18 protein-coding genes are annotated in these 22,274 nt (G+C 72.8%); 11 read left to right on the top strand and 7 right to left on the bottom strand.

All coding sequences use genetic code 11. From position 1 onward, the window contains the following. The first annotated feature begins 244 nt into the window (after positions 1-244). The 5 genes from ACWEGE_RS32820 (at position 245) to ACWEGE_RS32800 (ending at position 7,022) form a co-directional block, all read left to right on the top strand. Positions 245-988 (top strand): FadR/GntR family transcriptional regulator, encoded by a 744-nt coding sequence (locus tag ACWEGE_RS32820; protein ID WP_449664332.1) that lies wholly within the window; start codon positions 245-247, stop codon positions 986-988. Between the two features lie 114 nt (positions 989-1,102). Then, positions 1,103-2,470 carry an RICIN domain-containing protein gene (locus ACWEGE_RS32815; protein WP_449664331.1) on the top strand — a complete coding sequence of 456 codons (1,368 nt, stop codon included), beginning with the start codon at positions 1,103-1,105 and terminating at the stop codon, positions 2,468-2,470. Positions 2,471-2,474: 4 nt separating this feature from the next. Then, positions 2,475-3,503, top strand: a complete 1,029-nt coding sequence (locus ACWEGE_RS32810; protein ID WP_449664330.1) for a LacI family DNA-binding transcriptional regulator — start codon at positions 2,475-2,477, stop codon at positions 3,501-3,503. Positions 3,504-3,531: 28 nt separating this feature from the next. Further along, on the top strand, positions 3,532-4,974 hold the full coding sequence (locus ACWEGE_RS32805) for an arabinofuranosidase catalytic domain-containing protein (RefSeq protein ID WP_449664329.1): 1,443 nt from the start codon (positions 3,532-3,534) through the stop codon (positions 4,972-4,974). A gap of 203 nt (positions 4,975-5,177) precedes the next feature. Beyond that, entirely contained in the window at positions 5,178-7,022 is a 1,845-nt protein-coding gene (locus ACWEGE_RS32800; RefSeq protein WP_449664328.1) for an RICIN domain-containing protein, read from the top strand. Positions 7,023-7,040: 18 nt separating this feature from the next. Here ACWEGE_RS32800 and ACWEGE_RS32795 read toward each other — a convergent pair whose 3' ends face one another. Further along, the gene (locus ACWEGE_RS32795) at positions 7,041-8,240 is read right to left on the bottom strand and encodes an oxygenase MpaB family protein (RefSeq protein ID WP_449664327.1); all 1,200 of its coding nucleotides are present in this window, start codon (positions 8,238-8,240) and stop codon (positions 7,041-7,043) included. A 144-nt stretch (positions 8,241-8,384) separates the two neighbouring features. Here ACWEGE_RS32795 and ACWEGE_RS32790 point away from each other — a divergent pair, with 144 nt between their 5' ends. Next, positions 8,385-9,542: a TetR/AcrR family transcriptional regulator gene (locus ACWEGE_RS32790; protein WP_449664326.1), complete on the top strand. Its 1,158-nt coding sequence runs from the start codon at positions 8,385-8,387 to the stop codon at positions 9,540-9,542. Positions 9,543-9,546: 4 nt separating this feature from the next. Here the strand turns inward: ACWEGE_RS32790 and ACWEGE_RS32785 are convergent, their stop codons facing one another. From ACWEGE_RS32785 to ACWEGE_RS32765, 5 genes are all read right to left on the bottom strand, one after another. Beyond that, positions 9,547-10,494, bottom strand: coding sequence for an esterase-like activity of phytase family protein (locus ACWEGE_RS32785; RefSeq protein ID WP_449664325.1), 948 nt, complete (start codon positions 10,492-10,494; stop codon positions 9,547-9,549). A 57-nt stretch (positions 10,495-10,551) separates the two neighbouring features. Beyond that, complete coding sequence (locus ACWEGE_RS32780; RefSeq protein WP_449664324.1) at positions 10,552-10,992, bottom strand: hypothetical protein; 441 nt, start codon at positions 10,990-10,992, stop codon at positions 10,552-10,554. A gap of 304 nt (positions 10,993-11,296) precedes the next feature. Then, the gene (locus tag ACWEGE_RS32775) at positions 11,297-12,298 is read right to left on the bottom strand and encodes an SDR family oxidoreductase (protein ID WP_449664323.1); all 1,002 of its coding nucleotides are present in this window, start codon (positions 12,296-12,298) and stop codon (positions 11,297-11,299) included. Further along, on the bottom strand, positions 12,295-14,097 hold the full coding sequence (locus ACWEGE_RS32770) for a thiamine pyrophosphate-requiring protein (protein ID WP_449664322.1): 1,803 nt from the start codon (positions 14,095-14,097) through the stop codon (positions 12,295-12,297). Before ACWEGE_RS32770 ends, ACWEGE_RS32775 begins: the two co-directional genes overlap by 4 nt. A gap of 9 nt (positions 14,098-14,106) precedes the next feature. Next, positions 14,107-14,259, bottom strand: a complete 153-nt coding sequence (locus tag ACWEGE_RS32765) for a hypothetical protein (protein WP_449664321.1) — start codon at positions 14,257-14,259, stop codon at positions 14,107-14,109. A 118-nt stretch (positions 14,260-14,377) separates the two neighbouring features. Between ACWEGE_RS32765 and ACWEGE_RS32760 the strand changes: the two genes are divergently transcribed. Then, on the top strand, positions 14,378-16,765 hold the full coding sequence (locus ACWEGE_RS32760) for a molybdopterin oxidoreductase family protein (protein WP_449664320.1): 2,388 nt from the start codon (positions 14,378-14,380) through the stop codon (positions 16,763-16,765). Continuing rightward, positions 16,762-17,241 (top strand): hypothetical protein, encoded by a 480-nt coding sequence (locus ACWEGE_RS32755; protein WP_449664319.1) that lies wholly within the window; start codon positions 16,762-16,764, stop codon positions 17,239-17,241. The genes ACWEGE_RS32760 and ACWEGE_RS32755 overlap by 4 nt, the downstream gene beginning before the upstream one ends. A 24-nt stretch (positions 17,242-17,265) precedes the next feature. Here the strand turns inward: ACWEGE_RS32755 and ACWEGE_RS32750 are convergent, their stop codons facing one another. Further along, complete coding sequence (locus ACWEGE_RS32750; protein WP_449664318.1) at positions 17,266-18,516, bottom strand: low temperature requirement protein A; 1,251 nt, start codon at positions 18,514-18,516, stop codon at positions 17,266-17,268. A 400-nt stretch (positions 18,517-18,916) separates the two neighbouring features. Here ACWEGE_RS32750 and ACWEGE_RS32745 point away from each other — a divergent pair, with 400 nt between their 5' ends. From ACWEGE_RS32745 to ACWEGE_RS32735, 3 genes are read left to right on the top strand one after another with little or no spacing between them, the layout of a single operon-like run. Further along, positions 18,917-21,412, top strand: a complete 2,496-nt coding sequence (locus ACWEGE_RS32745; protein WP_449664317.1) for a sensor histidine kinase — start codon at positions 18,917-18,919, stop codon at positions 21,410-21,412. Then, on the top strand, positions 21,409-21,894 hold the full coding sequence (locus ACWEGE_RS32740) for a roadblock/LC7 domain-containing protein (RefSeq protein WP_449664316.1): 486 nt from the start codon (positions 21,409-21,411) through the stop codon (positions 21,892-21,894). Before ACWEGE_RS32745 ends, ACWEGE_RS32740 begins: the two co-directional genes overlap by 4 nt. Beyond that, the gene (locus tag ACWEGE_RS32735; RefSeq protein WP_449664315.1) at positions 21,891-22,268 is read left to right on the top strand and encodes a DUF742 domain-containing protein; all 378 of its coding nucleotides are present in this window, start codon (positions 21,891-21,893) and stop codon (positions 22,266-22,268) included. The genes ACWEGE_RS32740 and ACWEGE_RS32735 overlap by 4 nt, the downstream gene beginning before the upstream one ends. Positions 22,269-22,274 lie beyond the last annotated feature (6 nt).

The raw sequence follows: 22,274 nt of genomic DNA, 5'->3' as shown, positions 1-22,274 counted from the left end.
GCGTCGCGGGGCCGGCGGCTTTCGAAAGTTTCGAGGCTGCCTGACGGGTTTTCCGTTGTGGTGTCGGGGATCCATGAGAACAGCGCGTCTCCCCGGCGTCAAGCGAGGAGCAGGCTCATTGCTCCGTCCTGACCCGGTGGCGGGCGCCCGAGGTGTAACTTTCAGGCCGCCTCGGTCGAGATTGACCGGATGGCGCCCGGAGGAGGTAAGGTGCTGACCGGACTCGCTGAGTCATACTCATTACGTGACCCGTGACGAGGAAGTAGCACCGCCTGTCCCGTACCGCCCCGGCTACGAAGTGGTGGCGGAGCAGATCCTCCGGCTGATCGCCGAACTGGAACTGCGGCCCGGCGACCGGATGCCGACCGAGAACGAGCTGGCGGCGCGGATGGGCACCAGCCGGACCATGGTGCGGGAGGCCGTCAAGATCCTCTCGGCCATCGGCCGGGTGCGAGCGCACAAAGGACGTGGGCTGTATGTCTCCGACGACGAGGGCATGCTCGGCGGTTCCCGCCTGCGCGGGTTCTTCCTGCCCGCCGACCTCGACCACGTCTACATGCTCTTCGAATTCCGCCGGATCCAGGAGACGGCGGCGAGCCGGCTGGCCGCGGCCAACGCCACCCCCGCGGAGCTGCGCGCGATCGAGGCCGCCGCCGACACCTGCCGGCACGGCCACCTGACCGGGCAGACCGCCCTGTTCGACCGGGGCGACGACGACTTCCACGCCGGGATCGCCGCCGCGTCGCACAACCAGTTCCTCGTCGCGGCGGTCGGCGAGGCCCGCCGCCTGCAACGCCAGTCGAACATCATCGGGATGTCCGGCGCGATCGGCGGGCACGCGGTGGGCGCGATCGAGGAGCACGACGCGATCTACCGGGCGATCCGGGACGGCGACCCGGACGCGGCGGCCCACGCCGCCGGCGTCCACCTGGACAACACCCTGGAGGACTACCGCCGGGAGATCCAGCGGCGGCTCTTCGGCCGGTGACCGCATCGGCCGGACGCTCCATTGTGGACCCTTACGCTCCCGGGAGGACCCCCGGACCGGGAGGACGACGACGTCCGTAGACAGTGCTGTTTACAAGCAGAGGGAGCCTTTGTGATGGTGAAGAGATCCCTGTTCGCCTCCGCCGTGATCGGAGCCGTGCTGGCGCTGGGGGTGAGTGGCACCGCGCAGGCCGCCCCCGCCGCCGACCCCGCCGCGGCACCGGCCGTCGCGGCTGCCGGCACCGCGGGGTGCGGGAAGGCACCCGGGCTGGCGAGCGGCAACCACACGATCTCCAGTGGTGGCCAGAACCGCGGCTACATCCTGCGGGTCCCGGCCAACTACGACAACAACCACCAGTACCGCTTGTTCGTCGGTCTCCACTGGCTGGGCGGGACCATGAACGACGTCGACTCGGGCGGGACCGACGGCTACAACTGGTCCTACTACGGGCTCCGCCGGCTGGCCGACAGCTCCGGCAACAACACCATCTTCGTGGCGCCCCAGGGCAACAACAACGGCTGGGCCAACCCGAACGGGCAGGACATCACCTTCATCGACGACCTGCTGAAGCAGCTCGAGGGTGCCCTGTGCGTCGACACCACGCAGGTGTTCGCCGGCGGCTTCAGCTACGGCGGCGCCATGAGCTACGCCCTCGCCTGCGCCCGCGCGAACGTGTTCCGCGCGGTGGCCGTCTACTCCGGGGCCAACCTCAGCGGCTGCAACGGCGGCACCCAGCCGGTCGCCTACATCGGCATGCACGGCATCGGCGACACCGTCCTGAACATCTCGCAGGGCCGGGCCCTGCGCGACACGTTCGTGCGCAACAACGGCTGCACCCCGCAGAACCCGCCGGAGCCCGCCGGTGGCAGCCGGACCCACATCGTCACCGCCTACTCCGGCTGCCGGGCCGGGTACCCGGTCGTCTGGGCCGCCTTCGACGGCGGGCACGACCCGGGCCCGAAGGACGGCGGCGGCAGCGGCTGGCAGACCTGGACCTCGGGCGAGGTGTGGAAGTTCATCACGCAGTTCGGCACCACCACCCCGCCCACGCCGCCGGTCCAGACCGGCGTGAACTACCGGCTGACCGCCCAGCACAGCAACAAGGTCGTCGGGATCACCGGTGCCTCGACGGCGGCCGGCGCGCTCATCGAGCAGGAGTCGGCCAACGGCGGGCTCAGCCAGCAGTTCGACTTCGTCGACTCCGGTGACGGCTACTACCGCGTCCGGGCGCGCCACAGCGGGCTCGTGCTGACCGCGGCGAACGCCAACAGCGGCGCGGACATCAGCCAGCAGGCCGACACGAACGCCACGGCGCAGCAGTGGCGGGTCGTCGACCAGGGCAGCGGCGCGGTGAGCCTGGTCAACCGGTTGAGCGGCCTGGCACTGGACGTCTGGGGCGTTTCCACCGCCGACGGCGCGCGGATCTCCCAGTGGACGTTCACCGGGAACGCCAACCAGCGGTTCCAGCTCCAGCGTGCCTGAGCCCGTGTCCGTGGTCGAATCGCCGGGGTTCCGGCCCACCCTGGCCGACGTCGCGCGGGCGGCCGGGGTGTCGATCGCCACGGCTTCCCGCGTGCTCAACGGTTTCCCGCGGGTGAGCCCGGAACGCCGCAAGCAGGTGGAGTCGGCGATGCTGGCGCTGGGCTACGCCCGGCAGCGGGCGGCGAAGGCCAGCAGCTCCCGGCACACCGGCTCGATCGCGCTGGTGGTCTGCGAGGAAGTGCCGCGGTTGTTCACCGACCCGTACTTCCCGCGGATCGCCGCCGGGGTCGGCCGGGAGCTGACCGCGGTGGGTGTGCAGCTCGTGCTGCTCACCGTGCCGGCCACCGACGACTACCAGTCGCCGGTGGTCCGGTACCTCGACGGCGGGCACGTCGACGGCGCACTCGTCGTCGGCATGCACGGCCGCCGCCCGCTCGACCTGGACTGGCTCGGCATCCCGGTGGTGTTCGGCGGGCGGCCGGGCCAGCCGGGGCGGACGGGACGGCTGCCGTACGTGGACGCCGACAACCAGGGCGGGGCGCGGCTGGCGACCCAGCGGCTGCTCGACGGCGGCCGCCGGGTCGTGGCGACCGTCGCCGGGCCGCAGGACATGACCGCGGGGGTCGACCGGCTGCTCGGGTACCGGCAGGCGATGACGCGGGCCGGCCGGTACGACGAAACCCTCGTGGTGTGCGGCGACTTCGGGCAGGCGTCGGGCGAGTACGCGACGTCCCGGCTGCTGAGCCGCCGTCCGGACGTCGACGGGATCTTCGCCGCCTCCGACATGATGGCGGTCGGGGCACTGCGCGCGCTTCGCCGCGCGGGCCGGAAGGTCCCCGAAGACGTCGCCCTCGTGGGGTTCGACGACCTGCCGATCAGCTGCTGGACGGACCCGCCGCTCACCACCGTGCGCCAGCCGGTCGAGGAGATGGGCGCCCGGATGACGGCCGAGCTGCTGGCGATGATCGACGGCGCGGCCCCGCGCCGGTGCACGGTGCTCGACACCGAACTGGTGCCGCGCAGGTCGGCGTGAGATGTCCGGCAAGGACAGAGGAGGAATCGTGCGGGTGTTCGTGGTGGTGGCCGCGATGCTGGTCACGGCACTGGCCTGGGTGGTACCGGCTTCGGCCGCGCCGTCACCCCTGGTGAGTGCGGCGTCAGGGCGGTGCCTGAACGTCAAGGGCGGCACCGACACGCCGGGAACGGCGTTGGAGATCCAGGACTGCGGCGGCCAGGCCGGGCAGGCGTACGAGTTCACCACCGCGGGCGAGCTGCGGACGATGAACGGCACCCGGTGCGTGGACGCCTACGGCGGGCGGACCGCGCCCGGGACGGCCGTGATCATCTGGTCGTGCAACGGGCAGGCGAACCAGCAGTGGCGGCAGAACGCCGACGGCACGATCACCGGTGTCCAATCGGGACTGTGCCTGGACGTGACCGGCGCCGGCACGGCGAACGGCACGGCGGTCGTGCTGTGGACGTGCCACGGCCAGAGCAACCAGCAGTGGAGCACCGGCAGCACCCCGCCGCCGCCGACCGGGACGGCGCCGTGCGACATCTACGCCTCCGGCGGCACGCCGTGCGTCGCCGCGCACAGCACGGTCCGGGCGCTCTACGGGAACTACGCCGGCAACCTGTATCAGGTGCGGCGCTCGTCCGACAACACGACCCGGAACATCGGCCTCCGGGCGGCGGGCGGCACCGTCGACGCCACCGCACAGGATTCCTTCTGCACGGGCACGAACTGCGTCATCACGGTGGTCTACGACCAGTCCGGACGCGGGAACGACCTGTGGTACCAAGGATCCACCGTGGTCCCGGGGTCCAGCCAGAGCAGCCCGGCGAAGGCCACGTCGGAGTCGCTCACGGTCGGCGGCTCGAAGGCGTATTCGCTGTACATCAACCCCGGCAACAGCTACTGGCGCGACGGGCACCTGACCGGGGTCCCGACCGGCAGCGCGCCCGAGGGCATGTACATGGTGACCAGCGGAACCCACGTCAACAGCGGCTGCTGCTTCGACTACGGCAACAGCGAAACCACCCGGAAGGCCGACGCGGCCGGCGCGATGGACGCGATCAACTTCGGCACCGAGTGCTGGTTCGGCGGGTGCCAGGGCGGCGGCCCGTGGGTGCAGGCGGACCTCGAATGGGGCCTGTACCCGGGCGGCAGCCAGCAGTGGAACCCGAACCAGCGGGCGCTGCCGAGCAAGTTCGTCACGGCGATGCTGAAGAACAACGGCACGTCCCGCTTCGCGCTCAAGGGCAGCAACGCCCAGTCGGGCTCCCTCGCGACCATGTGGGACGGCGGCCTTCCCGGCGGCTACAGCCCGATGAAGAAGCAGGGCGCGATCATCCTCGGCAGCGGTGGTGACTGCTGCAAGCCAGGCGGTGGGGCGAACCTGAGCGCGGGGACGTTCTACGAAGGGGCGATGGTCGCGGGATATCCCTCGGACGCGACGGAAAACGCGGTCCAGGCGAACGTGGTCGCCGCCGGTTACCGCTGAGCCGCCGGGGCGGACGGGAAGGGGCTTTCCCCGCGGGCGACGCGGGGGAAGCCCCTTTTCGACGGCTTCACCACCGATGGCGAACCGGTTCGCCTCCATTTGGCCGATTGTCGGTGAATTCCCTGCGGCGTACGTTCCTTGGAGGTCGAACCGGTTCGATGACCGTCGACCTCCCGCACGTCCACCCGCCAAAGGAGCCGTCCGTGGACACCTCGCGTCAGCGGCCACGCGTCCGCCGTGGCCTGGCCGCCTTCCTGATCACCGGAGCACTGACCGGTGCCGCCGCCGTGGCCCTCCCCGGGCCGGCCCAGGCCGCGGACGAGTCGATCTCGGTCGACTTCTCCGCCGCCGGCGCCTCGCCCGCCCACCGGGCTTCCGGGTGGATCTACGGCATGACCGAAAACGCCGCGAACCCGCCCGACCACTTCTTCCGCGACGTCGACTTCCAGGCGATGCGGGCCGGCGGCGCGCAGCTGGACAGCCCGGGCGGCTGGGTGTCGGGCAAGTACGACCGCCGGTGGAACGCCACCCGCGCCCAGCTCCTGCGCACCCGCTCGCTCGGCGGCCAGTTCGTCCTGCTGGTGCACGACCTCTGGGGCGCGGACGGCTACCCGATCTCCCGCTTCCCCGGCGACAACGGCGACTGGACCGACTACGACGCCTTCCTCACCCGCCTGATCAACGACGTGCGGGCGACGGGCGCCCCGGTGGAGTGGGACATCTGGAACGAACCCAACATCTCGATCTTCTGGAACCGCACGCAGAGCCAGTACTTCGCCATGTGGCAGCGGGCCTACCAGCGCATCCGGGCCGCCTTCCCGGCGCACGCGATCGTCGGCCCCAGCCTGGCCGGGGTGCCGTCCACCGGCACGAGCTGGTGGACGCAGTACCTCGACTTCGTCCGCGGCTCGAGCACCGTGCCGGACATCGTCAGCTGGCACTCGCTGCCGGGCGACCCGGTGGCGAACGTCGCCGCGGCCGACGCGTCGCTCGGCTCGCGCGGCATCCCGCACCCGCGGCCCTACCAGATCAACGAATACGGGGCGTCGAACGAGCAGAACCCCGGTGACGGCGCCTGGTACATCGCCCGGCTCGAGCGGGCCGGCGCCGACGGGCTGCGCGCGAACTGGGCGAGCGGCGGGAACCTGCACAACGACCTGGCCAACCTGCTCGTGCGCAACTCCGCGGGCCGGTACCTGCCCAAGGGCGAGTGGTGGGCCTACCGCTTCTACGCCTCGCAGACCGGCCAGATCGTGGCCTCGAAGCCCAGCTCGGCCTACGACCCGTTCGCCACGAAGGCGGCCGGGGTGGCGAAGGTCCTGGTCGGCGGGGGCAGCACGACCGGCAACGTCAACGTCGCCCTGCAGCGGCTGGACACCACCTCCGGGGTCGTCCAGAACAACCAGGTGCGGGTCGTCGTCCAGCAGCTCCCGGCCAACGGCGGTGCCGCGGTGCAGAGCCCGGTCACCATCCGGGACTCGGTGGTGACCGTCTCCGGCAACGCCGTGACCGTCACCGTCCCGCACACCGGCGTCGACGACGCGCTGAGCGTCACCCTGCTGCCGCCGTCGGACGGCACCTTCCAGACCGTCGCCGTCGCCCAGCATTCCCAGCAGTGCCTGGACAACACCGATCTCGGCACCGCCGACGGCAACCGGCAGCAGCAGGACTCCTGCGAGGGCGGCGCCCAGCAGCAGTGGAGCTTCCGGCCGGTGACCGGGGTCGCGGGCGCGTTCACCGTGGTCAACCAGCAGAGCGGCAAGTGCCTCGAGGTGGCCGGTGCCTCGGCCGACGACGGGGCCGCCGTCCAGCAACGCACGTGCACCGACGGCGCGACGAACCAGCAGTTCTCGCCGCGCCGGGTCACCTACGGCGGCAACGATCCCCACGACTACCAGCTCGTCGCGCGGCACAGCGGCAAGTGCGTCGACGTCAGCGGGGTCTCCACGGCCGCCCGCGGCGCGGTGATCCAGTGGACGTGCAAGCCGGTCACCCAGAACAGCCCGCTCAACCAGACCTGGCGGCTGTGGGGCCGGGGACCGGCCTGACGCTCCGGGCCCGGCGCTTCAGGCGCCGGGCCGGTTGCCGGTCGGGATCGTGATGGGCGTGCTCGTCGGCGACGTGCCCTTGTTGAGGAACAGCATGGCGAGCGCGCGGACGAACTGGTCGAAGAGGTAGAAGCCCGCGGGGGCGATCGGCAGCAGTCCTTCCCGGAAGGCGATGTACGCGGGCCACCCGACGCGGATCAGGGTCGCGGCGGCGTAGTCGCGCGGCAGGCCGAGCCAGTCGCCGACTTCGTCGCTGAGCACGTACCGCACGAACTCGTTCAGGAAGCCGCGGGTGACGCCGAGGTCGATCTGGGCGGTCAGCCCGAGCAGGTCCGCGGCGAGCTCCTTGCCTTCGGGCGTCGGGGCGAGCAGCGGGGTGAGCACCTGGGCCGACTGCGCGTCCGCCGCGGCCCACGTCTGCGGGATGAACTCGTCCCGGACGCCGAGCAGGTGGATGGCGACCTGCCACTGGTGGAGGAACGCCTCCTCGTCCGCGGCCGACATCGGGACGTGCCACTCGCGCAGCTTGCGGTGCACGAACGTGCCGAGGCTGTGGAAGGTGACCAGGATGTCGCCGTTGCTGATCGGCACCCGCTCGTCGGCGGCCGCCCGCCAGTGCGCCGACTGCGGCAGCAGGTGGCGCACCGCGGCGTGCACCAGGCGCGTCTTGTTGGCCGTCACCACGAACTGGCCGGAGGGCTCGAACGCGCCGGCTTCGCTCAGGTCGTAGCCGAAGGTGAACGTCTTGGCCGCGCGGTCCTGCATGTTCGCACCGCCCGCGGACCAGTAGACCGACCGGGCCTCCCGCGGGATGACCGTGCTCATGATGCCGCTGCCCAGGCCGTAGAGCAGGAACAGGTAGGTGTCCTTGCGCCGGTTGAAGTCGGCGGCGCGGCGCAGCTTGGCGGGGTCGGCCCAGGAGGGCAGCCGGTTGACCCGCTGCAGCCAGCCGGTGAGGTCGGCGGGCAGCCCGGCCGGCAGCGGGTCGTCGTTGTCCACCCACGACCGCAGCGCGGTGTTGACCGCGGGCACCCCGCCGCCGTCGACGAGCCCGGCCATCAGCCGGTCGATCTCGTCGTCCCAGACCCACCACGGGTCGGCGCCCGCCGCCGAAGCCGTCGATGCCGTCGCCGCCCAGGCGGGGACGACGCTCGCCGCGCTCACCAGACCCAACGCGACGCCGAGCGAAAGAGCGTTCCTCCTGCTGAGATTGCTCATTTACTTACCTAGCTTCCTTGATAGGTAATGGGCTCGCCGTGAGGAGATTCCTGATTAACATAGAAGGTGTCTCGCGCGTCGGCAAGACCCGGCAGCCTGTGGTTGACTGACACTCATGGCCCGACTCCCGCACAGCTCAGCCCGGTGACCGCCGAGCCGGCCGCGGCCGTCCGGCCCCGCAACCGCCGTCGGCTGGTCGTCGAGGCCGGCGCCGCGGTGTTCAGCGAGCGCGGCTACCACGCGGCGTCGATGGAGGAGATCGCGGCGCGCGTGGGCTTCACCGCCGCCGCCCTGTACCGGCACTTCCCGAACAAGTACGCCCTGTTCGCCGAGTGCGCGAACGTGATGGCCGACCGGCTCGTCGCCGCGCTCGCCGAGGTGCCGTCGGACGCCCCGCTGGCGGAGATCTTCGCTGCGATCACGCAGGTCACCGTCGCCCACCGGGAGACCGGCGGCGTGTACCGCTGGGAGGCCCGGTACCTCGAGCGCGAAGACCGGCGGCTGCTGGCGGCCAAGTTCGCGCACGTCGTCGAGCGCGTGGCCGGCGCGGTGCGGCGCGAGCACCCCTGGCCCGGCGAGCACCTGCGGGCGGTGGGGGCGCTGGGCGCGATCGGGTCGGTCACGACGCACCACAACTCGATCGGACGGCGCCGGGTCGAGGAGCTGCTGCGGGCCGCGGCGCTGCGCGTCGCGGCCACCGACCCCGCCGCCGCTGCGGCGCCCTCCGTGGAGATCCCCGCCCCGCCGGTGCCCCGGACCCGGCGTTCGGAGATCCTCGCGGCCGCCGTCCCGCTGTTCGAGCGGGACGGGTTCGCCACCGTGACGAACGGCCGGATCGCCGAGGCGGTGGGGCTGGTGCCGTCGGCGCTCTACCGGTACTTCCCCGGCAAGGCCGACATCCTGGCCGCGGCGTGCCTGCAGGCCGCGGGCCTGCTGGCCCAGGCGGTCGAGCACAACCTCCGCGGAACGACCGGCCCGCACGCCGCCCTCGGCGCCCTGACCGCGACGTACGTGGCGTACAGCTTCGAGCACAGCGCCCTCAACAGCGTGGCCAACGCGGAAATCGCGGGCCTGCCCGACGCGCTGCGCCGCCCGCTGGTGGCGGCGCAGCGCGAGCACATCGCCGTGTGGGAGCAGCACCTGCGCCAAGCCCGCCCGGACCTCGACGCGCGCCAGGCCCGGGTGCTGGTGCACGCGGGCTTCGGCGTGGTGGTCGAGGCCGGCCGCCGGCTGCGGTGGGCGGACCGGCCGGAACACCGGGCCGCGGTGGCCGCCCTGCTGGTGAGTGCCCTCGGGTTGTGAGGCTTCAGCAGGGCAACGTCCCGGTGCGCAGGGCGTGGCCGCCGTCGTTGCCGTCGTCGGCCCAGACGACCGCGCGGCGCCCGCCCGAGCAGGCGGGGGAGATGGCGAACCCTTCGTTGTTGTAGTTCGGCATCGTCGCCGGCCGCGCATACGTTGCGGCGACGGTGAACTTGCCGCCGCTGAGCTTCAGCGTCGCCGACTTGCCCGAGCAGGTGTCGTCGCAAACGGACCAGAGGCTGCTCGTCGCCGGGTCGAACTCCAGCTCCATGACCTTCGGGAAGCCGCTCGAGAAGGACGCCACCCGGGTGAACCCGCCGCCGGCCCGGTCGAGGGCGTAGGCGTAGACCTTGCCCGTGTCCTCGAGGCCGAGGAAGTAGAGGCCGGTCCCGTGGCCGGGGTAGCGGGCCGGGTCGTAGGCGGCCTTGGTGCGGTCGTCGCGGAAGCCGCCGGCGGTGAGGAAGCTGTCCGGGATCCAGGAGATGCCTTCGAAGCCCCCGTTGTCGTCGACGGCGGGCAGGTCGCCGGTGAGGTCCCATTCGGCGGCCGCGTCGAGTTCGCCCGTGGTCGATCCGGGGGCGTACCGCAGGACTTCCAGCAGGCTGCCGTCGCCGTCGTTGTCGCGCTCGGTCGCGACGAGCACGCCGTCGGGCGTGACCACGACCCCTTCGGCGTCCGGGTCGCCGTCGCCGTTCCGGTAGCGCAGCGGCCGGTCTTCGGCGGGCCGCCAGCCGCCGCCGTCGCGGACGAGCCGGTAGAGGGTGCCCGGGCCGTTCTTGACCGCCCACAGCACATCGGGGCCGTCGAAGGAGAGCCCGCTGACGTTGTCGCCGAGCGCCCCGGCGGGGTCGGCGACGGTGACGGCCGCGTCACCGGGCCATTTCCGCGTGGCGGCTTCGGCGCTGCCGACGGGCAGGACGAGAAGGACAGCGGCGAGGCAGAGGAGGGTACGCACGTCGTGCTCCTTGGGTCGAAGGGGCAACGCGGCGTGCTCCGGACTGTACCGAGCCGATCACCTCGCGGGCAACTTCGTCTCGCACCGAACCTGCGGCGCGGCCTCGGTCCCGGAGGCCACGCAGTCGACGGCCCGGCCCGCGGCGGGCACGGGGTAGCTGAAGGCGATCGGCCCGTCGCCGTCCGGCCCGGCCGAGAACTTGACGACCGTGTGCCGGCGGTTTCCGTTGCCGTGCAGGGTTTTCGAGTAGTACGTGGTGTGCGGCCCGATGGCGGTGCCGACACCTTCGCCGTCGTCGTCGAGTTCGTGCACGGTGAGCACGTAGTCCCCGGTGGTGTACTTGCCTTCGTCCCCGTGCCCGGCATCGGCGGGCGCGGCGCCGGTGATCTCGGGCGAGACGGGATCGGCGGCGGTGGCGATCACGGTGGTCCCGACGCCGACCACGGCAACCCCCGCCACGGCCACGGCGACGACGACCCGCTTGGCGGTGAACTTCATGACCCCTCCTCCGCACCCGATGATCAAGCTAGGGGAGGAAAGGTCCCGGTCACCTCGGCCGAAGGGGCGGTTCGGGCGCGGCGGCCTCGTCCTTTCGGCCGATGTCCGCCGCGGCCGGCCGGATCGCGGTGACCGGCTGCTTCCCGGGCGAAGACTGCGGGGTTTCGCTCGGCAGCCACGGGTACGAGCCGGGCCAGTGCCGGGAGCACGTCCCCGAGGGGTACGTGCTGACGGAAGTCTCGGTCACCGAGTCGAAGCGCCCCGGCCGGTCAAGCTCCGGCGCGCCCGGCCGGCCTGAGCCCGGTCACGCCCGCGCTCGCCGCCACACCGCCAGTGCCGCCGCCAGCGCACCCCCGGCCGCGGCGACGACGCCGTGGTGCCGGCTCGCCCACAGCTGCGCGCTCCTCGGCGTCGCCTTCCCGTCGAACCGGCCGTGCGCCCCGAAGTCCCGCTCGCGATCCGCCGGCGACCACAGGTTCTCCGGCTGGTCCGGCGGCTTCTGCGCCCCGGTCTGCTGGGACCGGTAGCCCGTCCGGGCGAGGTACCGGTCGAGCACACCCGGCGCGACGGCGTTCGCGAGCAGCGTCCCGACCGTGCTCCCGCCCACCCAGTACTCCCGGCGGCGCGGGTGGCCGGCCGCGTGCACCACGGCCCGGGCCGCCACCTCCGGCTGGTAGATCGGCGGCACCGGCTGAGCCTGGTGCGGCAGCTTCGACCGCACCCACGAGAACTGCGGCGTGTTGACCGCCGGCAGCTGCACCATCGTCGTGCGGACGCCGCTGCGCTCGTGCAGCAGCTCGCAGCGCAGCGCCTCGTTGAACCCCTGGACCGCGTGCTTCGCGCCGCAATACGCGCTCTGCAACGGGATTCCGCGGTACGCCAGCGCCGAACCGACCTGCACGATCGTGCCGCGGTCGCGCGGCTTCATCCGGCGCAGGGCGGCCATCGTGCCGTGCACGTACCCGAGGTAGCTCACCTCGGTGACGCGGCGGAACTCCTCCGGCCCGATCTCGGCGAACGGCGCGAACACCGACGTGAACGCCACGTTCACCCACACGTCGATCGGGCCGAGTTCCGCCTCGACCCGGGAGGCGGCGGCGTCGACCCGGCCGAAGTCGGCGACGTCGGTGGGGATGGCCAGGGCCGTCCCGCCGGCGCGGGTGACGTCGTCCGCGGCCGCCTTGAGGCCCTGCTCCCCGCGGGCCAGCAGGGCGACCCGGGCCTGCCGGGCCCCGAAAGCCCGGGCGACGGCGCGGCCGATGCCCCCGCTGGCCCCGGTCACGACGACGACTTCGGCCGGGCTCACGACGTGCGGCCCTTCCCGCCCGGCAGGAACTCCTGCAGCTTCGTCTTGACGCCCTGGGCGACGAGGTGCACCGCGTCGGGGTCGCCCTTGAGGACCGCCTGCGCGGCCGACTTCACCTGCTCGAAGGTGGCGTGCGGCGGGATCGGCGGCACGTCCGGGTCGCAGCGGACGTCCAGCACCGCCGGCTTGCCCGCGGTGAGCACGGTGTCCCAGGCCGAGGCCAGCTGGTCCGGCTTGTCGACGGTGACCGCGGCCAGCCCGAGTGACAGCGCGAAGCCGGCGTAGTCGACGTCCGGCAGGGTCTGGGACTCCTCGAACTTCGGGGCGCCGCCCATGGCGCGCAGCTCCCACGTCACCTGGTTGAGGTCGTTGTTGTGGAAGACGCAGACCACGCAGCGCGGGTCGCTCCACAGGTGCTGGTAGCGGGCGATGGTGATCAGTTCGGCGAGGCCGTTCATCTGCATGGCACCGTCGCCGACGAGGGCGATCACCGGCCGGTCGGGGTGGGCGAACTTGGCCCCGATGGCGTACGGCACGCCCGGGCCCATCGTGGCCAGCGTGCCCGACAGCGACCCGCGGATGTCCCCGCGGATGCGCAGGTTGCGGGCGTACCAGTTGGTGGAGGAGCCGGAGTCCGCGGTGACGATGGCGTCCTGGGGGATCCGCTTCGACAGCTCCGACACGATCGCCATCGGGTTCACCGGATCGGCGTCGACGGCGGCTTCCTTTTCGACGGTCTCCCACCAGGAAGCGACGTTCTTCTCGATCGTTTCCCGCCACGAGCGGTCCGGCTTGCCCGTCAGCTTCGGCAGCAGCGCCCGCAGCGTGGCCGCGCTGTCGCCGACCAGGTTGACCTCGGTCGGGTAGCGCAGCCCGATGAGCCGCCCGTCGAGGTCGATCTGCACCGCGCGCGCCTGGCCGAAGTCCGGCAGGAACTGGCTGTACGGGAAGTTCGAGCCGACGATGAGCAGCGTGTCGCAGTCGCGCATCAGCTCGTAGCTCGGCCGGGTGCCGAGCAACCCGATCGAGCCGGTCACCCACGGCAGGTCGTCGGGCAGGACGTCCTTGCCCAGCAACGCCTTCGCGACACCGGCCCCGGTGACCTCGGCCACCTGCCGGACCTCCTCGGCCGCGCCGCGCGCGCCCTGCCCGACCAGGATGGCGACCTTTTCGCCCGCGTTGAGGACTTCGGCCGCCGCGTCGAGGTCGTGGTCCGCGGGAACCGGCCGGGACCACGCCGTCCCCGGCGGGCTGGAGGGCACCTGCTTGAACGCGTGCTGCGGCGGCGAGTACGGCTCCTCCTGCAGGTCCGCGGGGATGATCAGGGCGGTCGGGCAGCGGGACGACTCGGCCGTCCGGATCGCCCGGTCGAGCGCGTTCGGCAGCTGCTCGGCGACGTTGACCTCGACGAGGTATTCGCTCGCGACATCCTTGTAGAGCGCCTGCAAGTCGACTTCCTGCTGGTAGGACCCGCCCATCGCGCTGCGCGCGGTCTGCCCGACGATCGCGACCACCGGGACGTGGTCGAGCTTCGCGTCGTAGAGCCCGTTGAGCAGGTGGATCGCGCCCGGGCCCGAGGTGGCCATGCAGACGCCGACCTTGCCGCTGAACTTCGCGTAGCCGACGGCCGCGAACGCGGCCATCTCCTCGTGCCGGGCCTGCACGAAGCGGGGCTGGTTGTCCGCCTTGCCGAACGAGGCGACGAGCCCGTTGATGCCGTCGCCGGGGTAGGCGAAGACCTGCTCCACACCCCACTCGCGCAGGCGCTGGAGGACGTGGTCGCCGACAGTCTGGCTCATGAGTACTCCCTAGGGCGTGCGATGCCGCTTCGGTGAGCGCCTGGTGCACCCGGCGGGCCGGGGCCGCGCCGGTTCGGCCGGTTCGGCACGCGGCAGCTCGGCGGCGGTCTCGGCGTAGTCGCGCAGGGCCACGGCCTCGACGTTCCCGGGCTCGGGTTTCACCGGCGCGGACGCCTCCTTCCGTGGTCGCTCACGAAGGCGCGTACCCGCTTTGCCGGCGATCATGCCTGCGTTTGCCCGTGAGGCGTGCGGGTATCCGGGCGCTGATCGGAGGTCTGCGGTGGGAAAGCGCGACGGCATCACCGAGCCCTGGGGGGCCAGGACGCCCTACGGACCGGGGGAGCCGTGGCCGGTGCGGGTGGACAGCCACCTCGCCGCCGGCCTGCGCGCGGAGGACGTCGACCGCTGGGTCCCCAGCGCCGCCGTGCTGCACTCGAACGGCGACGGCCTCGACATCGCGGTCAAGGACGGCCGGATCGCCGGGGTCCGCGGCCGCGCCGGCGACCGCGTCAACCACGGCCGCCTCGACCCGAAGGACCTCTTCGCCTGGCAGGCCAACGCGTCGCCGGACCGGCTGACCACGCCGCTGGTGCGCCGGAACGGCGAGCTCGCCGAAGCGAGCTGGGACGAGGCGATGGACCTGGTCGTCCGGCGCAGCAGAGAACTGCTCGACGAGCGAGGTCCGGGTGCGCTCGGCTTCTACACCAGCGGCCAGCTGTTCGCCGAGGAGTACTACACGCTCGCCGCGATCGCCCGCGGCGGGCTGGGCACCAACCACCTCGACGGCAACACCCGGCTCTGCACGGCGACCGCGGCCGCCGCGCTGAAGGAGTCCTTCGGCTGCGACGGCCAGCCGGCGTCCTACACCGACGTCGACCACGCCGACGTCATCGCCCTCTTCGGGCACAACATGGCCGAAACGCAGGCCGTCCTGTGGTCGCGCGTACTCGACCGGCTCGCCGGGCCGAACCCGCCCGCGGTGCTGTGCGTCGATCCGCGGGACACCCCGGTCGCCCGGGCGGCGACGCTGCACCTCGCGCCGTTGCCCGGGACCAACGTCGCTCTGCTGAACGGGATCCTGCACGAGATCGTCGAGCACGGCCGGGTCGACCGCGAGTACGTCGACCGCTGCACGGTGGGCTACGACGACCTCGCGGCGATGGTCGCGGACTACCCGCCCGAGCGCGCCGCGGAGCTCTGCGGGCTCGACGCCGGGGAAATCCGCGAAGCCGCCCGGCTGCTGGGCTCGGCGGACCGGCTGCTGTGCACGGTCCTGCAGGGCTTCTACCAGTCGCACCAGGCGTCCGCGGCCGCGGTGCAGGTCAACAACCTCGTGCTGCTGCGGGGCATGCTGGGCCGGCCCGGCGCCGGCGTGCTGCAGATGAACGGCCAGCCGACCGCGGAGAACACGCGCGAATGCGGGGCCGACGGTGACCTGACCGGGTTCCGCAACTGGGCGAACGACGAGCACGTGGCCGAGCTGGCGGCGCTGTGGAACGTCGACACGGGCAAGATCCCGCACTACGGGCCGCCGACGCACCTGATGCAGATGCTGCGGTACGCCGAAACCGGCACCCTGCGGTTCCTGTGGGTGTCGGCCACCAACCCGGCCGTCTCCCTGCCCGAGCTGCACCGGATACGCTCCATTTTGGACTCGTCGCGGCTGTTCCTCGTCGTGCAGGACGCGTTCCGCACCGAGACGACCGAGTTCGCCGACGTCGTGCTGCCCGCGGCGATCTGGGGCGAGAAGACCGGCACGTTCACCAACGCCGACCGCACGGTGCACCTGTCGGAGAAGGCCGTCGACCCGCCCGGGCAGGCACGGCCCGACCTGGACGTCTTCCTCGACTACGCGCGGCGGATGGACTTCCGGGGCAACGACGGCGAGCCGTTCCCGCAGTGGCACGACGCCGAAACCGCCTTCGAAGCGTGGAAGCGCGCGTCGGCGGGGCGGCCGTGCGACTACAGCGGCCTGAGCTACGCGAAGCTGCGTGCGGTCGGCGGCATCCAGTGGCCGTGCACTTCGGACCGTCCTGAGGGGACGGAACGGCTGTACGCCGACGGGAAGTTCTTCGCCCGGCCGGACCACTGCGAAAGCTACGGCCGCGACCTCGTCACCGGCGCTCCGATGGAGCCCGCCGAGTACCGGGCGATGAACCCGGACGGCAAGGCCATGCTCAAGGCGGCCGAGTACCTCCCGCCGCACGAAACGCCGGACGACGATCACCCGTTCCACCTGATCACCGGCCGGACGATCCACCACTTCCACACCCGGACGAAGACCGGCCGCGCGCCGGAGCTGCGCGCGGCCGCGCCGGAGGTGTGGCTCGAGGTGTCCGAACGCGACGCCGCGGCCGCCGGCCTCGCCGAAGGCGACTTCGCGGAGGTCTCGACACCGCGAGGGGCGGTCCGCGCCCGCGTCCGCATCGGCGGCATCCGTGACGGCGTGCTGTTCCTGCCGTTCCACTACGGCTACTGGGACGTCGAGCACCCGGCGGGCAAGGACGGCGACCGGGCGGCCAACGAGCTGACCTTCACCGACTGGGACCCGGTGTCCAAGCAGCCGCTGTTCAAGACGGCCGCGGCCGCGCTGCGCCGGGTGGGCCCGGCGAGCGCGCCGTCCGTCGCGCCGGTGCCCGCGGTCGTCGACGAGGAGGTCGCCCGGTGAAGCTGGACCTCGTGCTGCGGGAACTGCACCGTGCCGAAACGGCGATGGCGAAGGAGCTGCGGAAGGCGTCCGACCGCCACCACGCCGAGCACGAGATCCACCACCTCGCCCGCGACCTGGCGGGCTGGTCGGCGGCGCACGTGCGCGACATCGCCCGGGCCGGCCGGGCGCACGGCCTTGACCTCGACGAGGAGGTGCCCGGCCCCGGCCCGCTGGAGCCGTTGCGGACGGCGCTGTCCGAGCTGGGCGGCCGCCGCCCGGAGCCGGGCCTGCTCCTGCTGGCGGACCTGTGCCGCCTGCACCGCCGCGCGGCGGGCGTGTCGCTCGACTGGGAGCTGCTGGCGCAGGGCGCGCAGGCGGCGAAGGAGGCGGAGCTGCTCGAACTGGCGAGCCGCTGCCACCCGCAGACGCTGCGGCAGCTGAAGTGGACGAACGCGATGCTCAAGGTGCTCTCGCCGCAGATCCTCACCAGCTAGGGGGAGTGGCGGCGCTGGGCGGGTTCAGCGCGCCGGGGCGTTGCGGCTGCGCAGGTAGGCCAGCGGGTTGTCGCCGAGGCTCTCGATGGCCCGGCGGCGCACGACCGAGCTGACCGCCGTCATGCCGACGCCCCAGACCGCGACCACCACGACCACCGCGGGGGCAGGCAGGATGCGCCCGAGGTGGGCGAGGTTCACCGTGACCACCAGGGCGGCGACCCTGGCGGCCCGCTGCCACCAGCGGCCGGGGTCGGCCGAGAACACGCGGGTGCCGGCGATGTAGACCGTCAGGCCCGCGGTGAGCAGCCAGGCCGCCGCGGACGGCGGGGCGTCGTGCAGCGAAAGGTTCAGCCCGGCCGCGACGAGCAGCAGCGCGAACGCCGGCGTCAGGTGGCCGCCCGCGTACAGCGAATAGGCGAGCATGGGGTTGCCGCCGGAGAGATCGAGCATCTTCTCGGACAGCTCCGCGGCCGAGGTGAAGTACAGCCACCACAGCGCGCCGGCGAGCACCAGCCCGCCGGCCATGGCCGCCCAGTAGGCGAAGTCGTCGGCCGGGCGTTCGAGCGCGGCGGTGCCGACGGTGATCACCAGCTCGCCGAGCAGCAGGATCATGAACAGCCCGAAGCGTTCGGCGAGGTGGCCGGCGTCGACCGCGAGGTTCGGGTCGCGCGGCCCGTCGAACATCGCCCGCCACCGGGTCTCCCGGGTGGGCCGCTCCCGCGGCTCGCCCCGGTGCCGGCGCCGTCCGCCCAGCAGCAGGAACCCGGCTTCCTGGAGCAGCGCGAACGCCCAGATCCCCCAGCCGCCCGGCACCACCGCCGAGACCCCGAACAGGACCGCGGAAACCGCGTACCCCGTGCTGATCCGGCGCTGGTCGAGCCCGGGCCGCGCCGGCCACCGGTGGGCGGCCGCCAGGAGCACGCGGACGCCGGCCATCGCCGCCGCGAAGACCGCGGGGTGCCCTTCGAAGACGTGGTGCACCTGGGTGGCGGCGATCGCGCACGGGATGGTGCCCGCCAGCACGAACAGCCGGTCGGCCGCGCGGCTGTCGTCGCCTCGGCGGTTGTAGAGCACGGCGAAGCCGATCCAGGTCCACCACAGCGTGGCGAACAGCCCCAGCGCGCCGGCGATGCGGGCCCAGTGCGGGTCCGTCACGATGCTGTGCGCCACCTGACCCACCGCGAACACGAAGACCAGGTCGAAGTACAGCTCCACCCAGCCGACCCGCTTGCCCGGCCCGGCGGCCGCGCCGGCGGCCACGTCCACATCGGTCACGGCGAGGATTCTGCCGCACCCCGCGCCCGGGACGTCCACGTGGGCGCGGCGGGAATTAATAACCCACCATTCGAACAATGGCCGAATTCGCCCCGGTGGCCGTTGTCGGTAATTCTGCCGTCAGTGCGAAGCCCGGCTTGCTTACTGATCGGTAGGCCTGGGAGCTGCGCGAATGTGGTTGAACGGTGTGCAACCAGCGACCGTCGGAACACGATCCGTGAGCCGCGGAAATAATTCGAACCTCGCGTTTCGAAACGCCGCCGCGCAGGGTTGACAAGGACGCGGCACGTGATGTGTTCTGCTGGTCGGCCTGATCAACGCCACGTCTTCCCTGGGGCCCTTCGACCTGTCCGAACTCGACGTCGGCCGTCCGCGCGGCCGGGAATCGAGCTGTTCCGCCATGCACGAAAGCAGAGCCACGCTCCGCCGCCCGGCGGACGCCGCGTGGTGGCCGGCGCACTGGAGCGTCCGCACCAAGATCAGCGTTGTCCTGCTGCTGCCGGTCCTGGTCGCGGTGGCGCTCGCGGAAATCCGGATCCAGGGCGAGCTCGACCGGGCGACCGCGCTCAGTGCGGCCCGCGACCGGTTGCCGGTGCTGCGCGACACGATCGACCTGACCGCGTCGCTGGGCGAGGAGATGGTCACCGCGGTCGCGGTCCCGGCCGGGGCACCGGACACGCTGACCGCGGCCGTCGACGCGAAGGTGGCCGCGGTCCAGCGCGACGCCGGGTTCGCGCCGCTGCCCGGCGACACCGGCCGGGCGCTGAACACCGCGCTCGGCAAGCTCGCCGGGATCCGCGCGGCCGGCGCCGGCGGCGGCGATGTCCGTTCGAAAGCCGCCGGCTACAACGACATCATCAGCACCCTCGGCGACCTCGTGCCCCAGTTCGTCCCGGCCGACGCCGGCGCCGAAACCACGGCCGGTGCGGAAAACGCCCGGCTGCTGGTACACCTGCGGGCCGAGCTGGCCACCGAGGAGACCTACGCGCGGGCCGCGCGGAACAGCCCGGACGACGCCTCGCTGCGCCCGGCGGTCGTGCAGACGGCCGCGGAGGAGGAAGTGCTCGGCGAGCAGGCCGAACACCAGCTCCCGGGCCAGTTCCTGACCCGCTTCAAGACCGCGACGGCGTCCGCCGACGCCCGCCTCGACACGCTGCAGGAACCGGGCGCGTCGCCGGCGTCGTTCGTCCCCTCGATCACCGCCGAGACCGCCGGCGTGACGGCCGTGCTGAACGACGTCGCGGCGAAGCTCGCGGACGACGTCTCGGCCGCGGCCGACCGGGCCCGCGCGGACTCGCTGCGCGACACGGCCCTGGTGCTCGGTTCGCTGCTCGGCGCGCTCGCGATCGCGCTGCTGGTGGTGCGGTCGCTGGTCACGCCGGTGCGCCGGCTGCGCGCGGAGGCCCTGCGCGCGGCGAACGACCAGCTGCCGGAGACGGTCCGGCGGATCCGCGAAGGCCACGACGTCGACTGGCGGGCGGTGCCCGGCTCGGGGGTCCGGACCGACGAGGAGATCGGGCAGCTGGCGCGGGCGTTCGACGACATGCACCGCCAGGCGGTCCGGCTCGCCGTTGAGCAGGCCGAGCTGCGCAAGCAGGTCAGCGAGATGTTCATGACGCTGTCGCGGCGGAGCCAGTCGCTGGTGGAGCAGCAGCTGACGATCATCGAAGACCTCGAGTCGGGGGAGCAGGACCCGGGCCGGCTCGACGAGCTGTTCCGCATCGACCACATCGCCACCCGGCTGCGCCGCAACGGCGAAAACCTGCACGTCCTGGCGGGCGGCCGCCCGGTCCGCCACGGCCGCGAACCGGTGCCGACGCGCGACCTCCTGCGCGCGGCGACCTCGGAGGTCAAGGACTACCGGCGGGTCGCGCTGGGCAACGCGCCGCGCAGTTCGGTCCAGCCCGAGGCGGCGGCGGACGTGGTGCACATCCTCGCGGAGCTGCTGGAGAACGCGACGCGCTTCTCGCCACCGGAGCACAAGGTGGCCCTGACGGCCGACCGCGGCGCCGACGGCGGGCTGCTCATCGAGGTGGTCGACCAGGGGCTGGGCATGACGCCGGAAGAGCTCGCCACGGTGAACGACCGGCTCGCGGCGGCCGGGACGGTCGGCCCGGAGACGACCCGCCGGATGGGGCTGTTCGTGGTCGGCAGGCTGGCGGCCCTGCACGGGGTGACGGTCCGGTTGCGCGCCACGGGAACGGCGGCCCGCCACGCGGGGGTGACGGCGAGCGTCCACGTCCCGGGCGCACTGGTGATCGCGGACCTGGCCCGCCCGATCGGCGCCGGCCGCCTGGTCCCGGCGGGCCGCAACGGCCGGCCGCGGCCGCCCGTGGTGCCGGCCCAGGCCTCGACGCCGATCTTCGAGCAGGTGGTGACGAGCTGGTTCACCGAGCCGGTGGCCAAGCCGGTGGTGAAGCGGAACGGAACGGCGGAACCGGTGCGGTGGCCGGTGGCCGAGGCGCCCGCGGTGACGGCCGATCGCGGCACCGAGCCGGACGGCGAGGCTTCCGGAGCCCACCGGGCGATCCCGGCGGAAACCGCCGCGGAAACCCCGGCCGCGCGACCCGCCGCGCCGTCGCCCGCCGCCGAACCCACCTCTGCCGGGGACTGGGACACCCCGGCCGACCGCACCCGGCAAGCCGCCGAAAGCGCTCTCCAGGCCCCGGCCGCGCAGCACCTCACCGATGCCGGGCTGCCCACCCGGCGGCCCGGTGCCCAGCTCGCCCCCGGTGCCGTCGTTCCGCGCGTGCGCGAACAGACCGGCGGCACGTTCCGCGACGCCGCCGCCGTGCGCAGCAGCCTCTCGCGGCATTACCAGGGCATGCGCGCCGCCCGGCTGGAGACCGCCGCGCGTGCCGAACAATCCGGAAAGGACGAAGTGGATCCGCGATGACGGAACTGCACCCCCGGCGCTCCGCCACCGAGCAGGCGAGCCGCTCCCTCAGCGGGACGCTGCCCGCGCCGCCCGAACGGTCCGCCACGCTGAACTGGCTGGTCAACGGGTTCGTCCAGGACGTCTCGGGCGTCGCGCACGCCGTGCTCGTCTCCGCCGACGGCCTGCTCGTGGCCGGCGACGATGAGCTTCCGCGGGAACGCGGTGACCAGCTCGCGGCCATCGCGGCCGGGCTGTCCAGCCTGTCGCTGGGCACCGCCGAGCTGTTCACCGCCGGCCGGGTCGTGCAGTCGGTGATCGAGATGGAGCAGGGGTTCCTGCTGCTGATGAGCGTCGGCGACGGCTCGAACCTCGTCGTGCTCGCTTCGACCGGCTGCGACATCGGGCTGGTCGGCTACGAGATGACGATGCTGGTCGAGCGGGTGGGGCGGAAGGTCGACGTGCCCGCGCGCGAGATACCGGTGGCCCAGGACCACCGGTGATCGACGACGCGCCCGGGGACGAGCCGCGCCGCCGCCCGGCGCTGGCCCGCCCCTACGCGTGGACGGAGGGCCGGACGGCCCCGGCGGTCGAGATCGCCGTCGAGGCGCTGGTCGAGACCACCGCCGACGGCCGCGCCGAGGCCGGCTACCGGACCTCCAGCGCGGCGGAGGTCCTCGAGCTGTGCGTCCGGCCGCGGTCGCTGATGGAGATCGCCGCGCTGCTGGCCGTGCCGCTCGGCGTGGTCCGCGTGCTCGTGTCGGACCTGATGCAGGACAACCTGGTGATCGTCCGCGACACGCTGTCGGACACCGCCACCTGGGACGAGCGCCACGACCTGATGGAACGCGTGCTGCACGGGCTGCGCGACCTGTAGAGAGGA

It is taken from the genome of Amycolatopsis sp. NPDC004747, assembly GCF_053601335.1.
Note: the sequence above shows the minus strand (reverse complement) of the source record. Positions and strands in the feature narration are given on the sequence as shown.